This window comes from Microbacterium sp. K27 (assembly GCF_004794435.1).
Taxonomy (GTDB): domain Bacteria; phylum Actinomycetota; class Actinomycetes; order Actinomycetales; family Microbacteriaceae; genus Microbacterium; species Microbacterium maritypicum_A.
The window spans coordinates 46024-52690 of record NZ_SSDK01000025.1 but is presented as its reverse complement, the minus strand read 5'-3'; the positions used below and the strand labels follow the sequence as shown (position 1 = coordinate 52690).

6 protein-coding genes are annotated in these 6667 nt (G+C 68.3%); 4 read left to right on the top strand and 2 right to left on the bottom strand.

Features of this window, described 5'->3' with window-relative positions; genetic code table 11:
* Positions 1 to 1245 (top strand): iron uptake transporter deferrochelatase/peroxidase subunit (gene efeB, locus DW307_RS01510; protein WP_136023732.1); only part of this gene is annotated, 1245 nt, incomplete at its 5' end.
* A gap of 4 nt (positions 1246 to 1249) precedes the next feature.
* Here the strand turns inward: efeB and DW307_RS01505 are convergent.
* Positions 1250 to 2125: a serine hydrolase domain-containing protein gene (locus tag DW307_RS01505; RefSeq protein ID WP_136023731.1), complete on the bottom strand. Its 876-nt coding sequence runs from the start codon at positions 2123 to 2125 to the stop codon at positions 1250 to 1252.
* A gap of 10 nt (positions 2126 to 2135) precedes the next feature.
* Positions 2136 to 3278 carry an acyltransferase family protein gene (locus tag DW307_RS01500; protein ID WP_136023730.1) on the bottom strand — a complete coding sequence of 381 codons (1143 nt, stop codon included), beginning with the start codon at positions 3276 to 3278 and terminating at the stop codon, positions 2136 to 2138.
* A gap of 110 nt (positions 3279 to 3388) precedes the next feature.
* Here DW307_RS01500 and DW307_RS01495 point away from each other — a divergent pair, with 110 nt between their 5' ends.
* The 3 genes from DW307_RS01495 to DW307_RS01485 are packed head-to-tail and all read left to right on the top strand — an operon-like array spanning position 3389 to position 6665.
* Positions 3389 to 4615 (top strand): LLM class flavin-dependent oxidoreductase, encoded by a 1227-nt coding sequence (locus DW307_RS01495; protein ID WP_029265542.1) that lies wholly within the window; start codon positions 3389 to 3391, stop codon positions 4613 to 4615.
* Between the two features lies 1 nt (position 4616).
* Positions 4617 to 5261, top strand: coding sequence for an FMN reductase (locus DW307_RS01490; protein WP_029259001.1), 645 nt, complete (start codon positions 4617 to 4619; stop codon positions 5259 to 5261).
* 51 nt (positions 5262 to 5312) lie between these two features.
* Positions 5313 to 6665: an FAD-binding oxidoreductase gene (locus DW307_RS01485; RefSeq protein WP_136023729.1), complete on the top strand. Its 1353-nt coding sequence runs from the start codon at positions 5313 to 5315 to the stop codon at positions 6663 to 6665.
* Positions 6666 to 6667: the final 2 nt, after the last annotated feature.

The window sequence follows — 6667 nt, the reverse complement described above, 5'->3', positions numbered from 1 at the left end:
CCTGCCGGTTTGAGCAGGCGGGGCCTGCTCGGCCTGGCCATCGGGGGCGGCGTCGCGGGCCTCGCGGTCGGCGCCGGTGCGGGTCTCGCCGGCGGCGTCGCGCTCGGGCGGGCGCGTGCGGCGGAGGACGCGCATTCCGCATACGCGTTCTTCGGCGATCACCAGGCAGGCATCACCACTCCGGTGCAGGACCATCTGCATTTCGCCAGCTTCGACATGATGCCGCGCACGGATCGCGACGACCTCATCTCGTTGCTGCAGGACTGGTCGTACGCGGCCTCCCGCATGGCGCAGGGCCTCGAAGTCAGTGCAACGGGTGCGGTCGGTGGGCCGGCCGAAGCGCCGCCGGACGACACGGGGGAGGCGCTGGGGCTTCCCGCCGCCGGGCTCACGATCACGTTCGGCTTCGGGCCGGGACTCTTCGAGAACGAGGACGGCGACCGCTACGGGATCGCCGCGCAGCGTCCCCCGGGGCTGGAACGGCTCCCGGCGTTCCTCGGTGACGATCTCGATCCGCAGACCTCTCACGGCGACCTGTGCATCCAGGCCTGCGCCGACGACCCGCAGGTGGCGGTGCATGCGATCCGCAACCTCAGCCGCATCGCCTTCGGCCGGGCTCGGCTGCGCTGGTCGCAGCTGGGATTCGGCAAGACGTCGCGCACGACGGCGACGCAGGCGACGCCGCGCAATCTCTTCGGGTTCAAGGACGGCACCGCGAACATCCTGGCCGATGACACCGAGGCGCTCGGCGATCACGTCTGGGTATCGGAGAAGGACGACCCGGCGTGGCTGTCCGGCGGGTCCTACCTCGTGGCCAGGAAGATCGCGATGCTCATCGAGACCTGGGACCGCGTGCGCCTGTCGGAGCAGGACACCATCATCGGTCGGGACAAGGGCGAGGGCGCACCGCTCTCCGGCGGAGACGAGTTCACGGCACCGGACTTCCACAGCAAGGCGATCGACGCGAACAGTCACGTGAGTCTCGCGCATCCGGAGAAGAACGACGGCATCCGCATCCTCCGCCGCGGCTACAACTACGTCGACGGGAACAACACGCTCGGACGCCTCGATGCCGGGCTCTTCTTCCTGTCGTACCAGCGCGATCCTGCACAGTTCATCTCGCTGCAGCGTCGGTTGTCGACAGATCTCATGAACGAGTACATCCGCCACGTCGGTTCGGGCATCTGGGCGGTGCCGGCGGGGGCGAAGCCGGGGTCCTACGTAGGGGCCGGGCTGTTCGCCTGAGCGGTCACGGCTCGTGTGTGCTCGTGAGCGCCTCCACCGCGAACGCGGCGATGGCATCCGCGCCGAAGTGATCGTCTGCCGTGATCGTGACCACGGCGTCGTCGAGGAAGATGAGCAGCTGGCCGTAGGCGCCGTGAAGTCTCCACGCCGGCCCCGGCCCGCCCCATCCTGCAAGGGCGTAGCGATCGTAGTCCGCGCTCTCGCCGGCGACCCGCCATTCCGTGTGCATCGCGTCGATCCATCCTGGGGCGATCAGTTGTCGGCCCTCCCACACCCCGCGATCTCTGATCAGGAGTCCGAGACGGGAGAGCTCTTCGGTGCGCAGAGAGAGCCCGCCTCCGGCGACGATGCGACCCTGAGGGCTGCGCTCCCACTCCACGTCGATGATGCCGAGCGGGTCGAAGAGACGGGGGACGAGATAGTCGCCGATGTCGCCGACTACTGCGGCCAGCGCCGTCATCGCGGTGTACGTGCTCGCGTTCGAGTACTGGAACGACCGTCCGCCCGACGGGCGTCGCAGGAACTCGCGGGCGAGGTCCGGCCAGTCCGTCATCAGCGTCTCCGACCAGGGCAGATCGATCCCGCTGGTCATCGAGAGCAGGTGCCGCAGCGTGACGTCCTCGACGCCAGCTCCCAGCTCGAAGCCGGGGAGGTACGTGCCGACGGGCATGTCGAGCGACACCGCACCCTCGTCGGCGGCCAGTCCCGCAGCCAGAACGCAGACGCCTTTCGCGACGGAGTGCACGTCCTCCCGCACGTCGTCGGTCCAGCGGTGGTCGGCGGTCTCGGTGGCGACGCGGACGTGCAGCCCGTGAGCGCCGAACCCCGTCTCCTCGATGCGTTCGACGATGCGGTCTCGAACGGTCTGTGCGCGGCTCACACCTTCGAGGTTATCGTCCGGTCTGGCGCGGGCGCCGCGAGCCCGTCGGGTCGTTCCGGCGCCCCTCCTTGGAGGCGAGCGCCGGGTCGGCGAAGAGCCACCCTGGGCGGGGTTCCACCAGCGGGCGGAAGACCCACCTGACCGGCTTCGTCGCCAGCGCGAGGGCGATCAGCACTGACGCCACGGTGACGAGGGGGAGCCAGATCCAGGTCGGCTCGAGGCTCTGCAGGATCCCGCTCTCGCGGAAGGGGTACAGCACGAAAGAATGCAGGAGGAACACGTACATCGTGTACTGGCCGAATGCCGTCCACCAGTGGGCGCCCCGTGGGATGAGGGCGAAGAAGGCGGCGCTGAGCACGACGGCGAGCAACATCAGGAGTATCCGCACCCCGCCGGCCCACCACTGCTCCCCGCCCAGGTCGGCATAGGAGTCCTCGTAGAAGAGCCAGTGCCGCAGGTCGGACGCCTGCCACAGCGGAAGCCAGTTCCAGGCCGCAAAGCCGGCCAGAGCGAAGATCGCGACGGCGCCGCCCCGGATCCACCACGGGCGGAAGTCGAGGAGGCGGAACCTGTCGACGATGTCGTGCTCGCGCAGCCACCAGCCCAGCGTGAAGAAGGGAAGGAGCCCCAGGGTGCGGGACAGCGAGAACGTGCTGTCGACGTTCGGCAGGTATCCCACGCCGACCGAGATGACCACGGTCCACAGCAGTGGCCACCGAAGCAGTGCGAGGTACGGGAGCACGAGCCGGAAGATCCCGAGCGCGAGGAGGAACCACAGCGTCCAGCTCGGTTTCGTGATGTTCGGATCGACCTGGCCCTCGACCAGCCATTTGGTGAGTGTCCACAGCGTCTCGAAGATGACGTAGGGGAGCAGGATGTCCGTGACCACCCTGGCCATCTGCGTCTTGGAGGGCGAGCCGGACTTCGAGAAGTAGCCGGAGATGATGGCGAACGCCGGCATGTGGAACGCGTACAACGCGAGGTAGAACGCGAAGGCGATGTCGGAGTCGTACGTCAGGCGCTGGATCGCGTGACCGAGCACGACGAGCACGATGCAGACGTAGCGCGCGTTGTCCCAGAACGGCACACGTCTCCGCCTGCGGGGAACCGATCCTGTGGGGGGCCCTGAGATGTCGGCGCCGGCACTGCTCATCGTTCGAGGCTACAGGCCGGGAATAAAGTTGAAGTGAGCGCGTTGACACAGATACATTCAAATGAATAGAAACGGATGCGAGTCATCCGGTTCGGAGACACGGAGCAATCATGAGCGAGCAGTCAGGCGCGCAGGCGATGCAGTTCGGCATCATGTCGGTCAGCGACATCACGCGCGATCCCACCACCGGGATCACCCCCAGTGAGCAGGAGCGCATCAAGGCGACCACGGCGATCGCCGTGCACGCCGAAGAGGTCGGACTCGACGTCTTCGCGATCGGCGAGCACCACAACCCGCCGTTCTGGTCCTCCAGCCCCACGACCTTCCTCGCGGCGCTGGCCGCGCAGACCGAGCGCCTGATCGTCTCCACGTCGACGACGCTCATCACCACGAACGATCCCGTGCGCATCGCCGAGGAGTACGCGATGCTGCAGCATGTCTCTGACGGCCGCATGGACCTCATGCTCGGTCGTGGGAACACCGGTCCGGTGTATCCCTGGTTCGGTCAGGACATCCGCCAGGGACTCCCGCTCGCGATCGAGAACTACGCCCTGCTGCACAAGCTGTGGCGTGAGGACGTCGTCGACTGGGAGGGCAAGTTCCGCACGCCGCTGCAGGGCTTCACGTCGACTCCGCGCCCCCTCGACGGGATCGCGCCGTTCGTATGGCACGGATCCATCCGCACGCCGGAGATCGCCGAGCAGGCTGCGTACTACGGTGACGGCTTCTTCGCGAACAACATCTTCTGGCCCAAGGAGCACTACCAGCGCCTCATCGAGCTGTACCGCCAGCGCTTCGAGCACTACGGCCACGGCACACGGGAACAGGCGATCGTGGGTCTCGGCGGACAGGTGTTCATGGCCGCGAAGTCGCAGGACGCGGTGGACCAGTTCCGTCCGTACTTCGACAACGCGCCCGTCTACGGTCACGGGCCGAGCATGGAGGACTTCACCGAGATGACTCCGCTGACGGTGGGTTCCCCGCAGCAGGTGATCGACCGGTACGCCGCGATGCGCGAGCACTACGGCGACTACCAGCGGCAACTCTTCCTGATCGACCACGCGGGTCTGCCGCTCAAGACGGTGCTGGAGCAGCTCGACATCCTCGGTTCCGAGGTCGTGCCGGTGCTCCGCAAGGAGCTCGCGAAAGACCGCCCCGCCGCCGTGCCCGACGCGCCGACCCACGCGGCACGCGTCAGGGCCGAGTTCGGCGACGGTCCGACCCGTCAGGCGCGCCCCGGTGCCAACCGCGGTGACAACCTGACAGGCGATTCGCCCTACCAGGACAGCCCGGCCCCCGCAGGCGCAGCCTTCGGGCTCGGCCGCACGGAGGCGTGACATGACCGTGCGTCGTATCGCCGTGGTCTCCGCCGGCCTGTCGAACCCGTCGTCCACGCGGATGCTCGCGGACCGACTCGCGGCCGAGACCGTGAAAGCCCTCGCCGAGCACGACATCGAAGCGAGCGTCGACGTGATCGAGCTGCGGGACTATGCGCACGACATCACGAACAACCTGCTCACCGGGTTCGCGCCGCCGGCCCTGGAGACGGCGATCAACACGGTGGTCTCCGCCGACGCGCTGATCGCGGTGACGCCGATCTTCTCGACGAGCTACTCGGGGTTGTTCAAGTCCTTCATCGACGTGCTCGACCCGGATGCGCTCACCGGCACGCCCGTGCTGATCGGTGCGAACGCCGGCACCGCGCGGCATTCGCTGGCGATCGACTACGCGATCCGCCCGCTCTTCGCCTACCTGCATGCGGAGCCCGTCTCGACCGGGGTGTTCGCGGCGTCGAGCGACTGGGGTGGGGCGGGAGACGACGTCGCGCCGCTCGCCAAGCGCGTCGAGAAGGGTGCCAGGGAGTTGGCGGAGGCGATCGCCCGACGCGAAGCGACCGCGGTCGCCGACCCGTACGATCCGGCGACGTACCTGGGAGAGGGGCGTTCCTTCGGCCACATGCTCGGCGGTCTCGCGGGCGAGTGAGCGGCGCATGACGCCATCGACGATGTCCGAGGGATATCGTACGGTGGCGTCATGTCCACACACCCCGCGCTCGTCGTGCTCCAGGAACGACTCACCGGCACCCTCCTCCTCCCCGAAGACGACGCTTACGATGCAGCGCGACAGCCGTGGAATCTCGCGATCGAGCAGCGGCCGGATGCGGTGGCGATACCTGCCGACGTCGACGACCTCCGTGCACTGCTGAGTGCGGCACGCGAGTCCGGCACGCCGCTCGCGATCCAGCCGAGTGGTCATGGCGCCTCCGGATCCCTGGCCGGCACCGTGCTCGTGCGCATGGGTGCTTTCGACGATCTGGAGGTCGACCTCGAAAGCGGCATCGTCAGAGTCGGTACCGGCGTGCGCTGGGGAGCTGTCGTCGAGGCGCTCGAAGGCACGGGGTGGGTCGCTCCTGCCGGAACCAGTCCGGTGGTGAGCGTCGCGGGGTACACGCTGGGCGGCGGACACTCGTGGTTCAGCCGGACGGCGGGTCTCGGGTCCGACAACCTGCGCGCGGCGTGGGTGCTGCGCACCGACGGCACGCACGAGCGCGTCGACGACGACACCGATGCCGACCTCATGTGGGCGCTGCGGGGCGCCGGCGGCCTCGTCGGGATCGTGACCGCGACCGAGATCGATCTGGTGCGGGCACCCGCCGTCTGGGGGGCGAACCTCAGCTTCGACGTCGCTGATGCCCCAGCGGTGGTCCGTGCCGTCCGCGACCTCGCAGCCTCGGCTCCGTCGACGCTCAACGTCTTCCTCAACTCGATGCGCATGCCGGACGCCCCGCAGCTTCCGGAGGAGATCAGGGGAAGGAGCTTCCTCACGGTCCAGGCGCTGTCGGCCGACGGGCCGCAGGAGGAGCTGATCGACACCATACGGCGGGCAGGGACGGTGCGCAGGGAGATCACCGGGCCGACGTCGCCGGCGGCACTTGCGGCCGCCTCGAACGAGCCGACGGATCCCACGCCGGGGCGTGGGGCGTCGATGGCGCTCAGCGTGCTCGACGATGCGACAATCGACGCCCTCCTCGAATTCCGGGAGCTGCCGGAGCAGTGGCCGATCATGGGCATCGACATCCGTATGCTCGGCGGTGCTCTCGATGCACCGCGGCGTGAGGGTTTCGCCTCGCTCGAATCCGTGGGCTGGCTGTTGCACGCTCTCGTGCCGGTGATCCCGGGAGTGCCCGCAGAACCGGGAGCGATGAGTCTCGAGGCCTTCCGAGAGCTGCTGGGACCGAACGAGGCATCGCAGACCGTGGCGACCTTCCTCGAACCGGAACAGACCCTCGAGCGCTGCGGGTCCGACGACGAGATCGCCCGGCTTCGTGATCTGCGTGCGCGCTTCGATCCGCACGCGGTGCTGCACGACGGACGGCTGCCGCGCTGACG

What these genes read in the sequence shown, in the direction of transcription:
- DW307_RS01490 (WP_029259001.1), top strand. Translation starts at nt 4,617, where the DNA reads ATGACCGTGCGTCGTATCGCCGTGGTCTCCGCCGGCCTGTCGAACCCG.
- DW307_RS01495 (WP_029265542.1), top strand. Translation starts at nt 3,389, where the DNA reads ATGAGCGAGCAGTCAGGCGCGCAGGCGATGCAGTTCGGCATCATGTCG.
- DW307_RS01485 (WP_136023729.1), top strand. Translation starts at nt 5,313, where the DNA reads ATGTCCACACACCCCGCGCTCGTCGTGCTCCAGGAACGACTCACCGGC.
- DW307_RS01500 (WP_136023730.1), bottom strand. Translation starts at nt 3,278, where the DNA reads ATGAGCAGTGCCGGCGCCGACATCTCAGGGCCCCCCACAGGATCGGTT.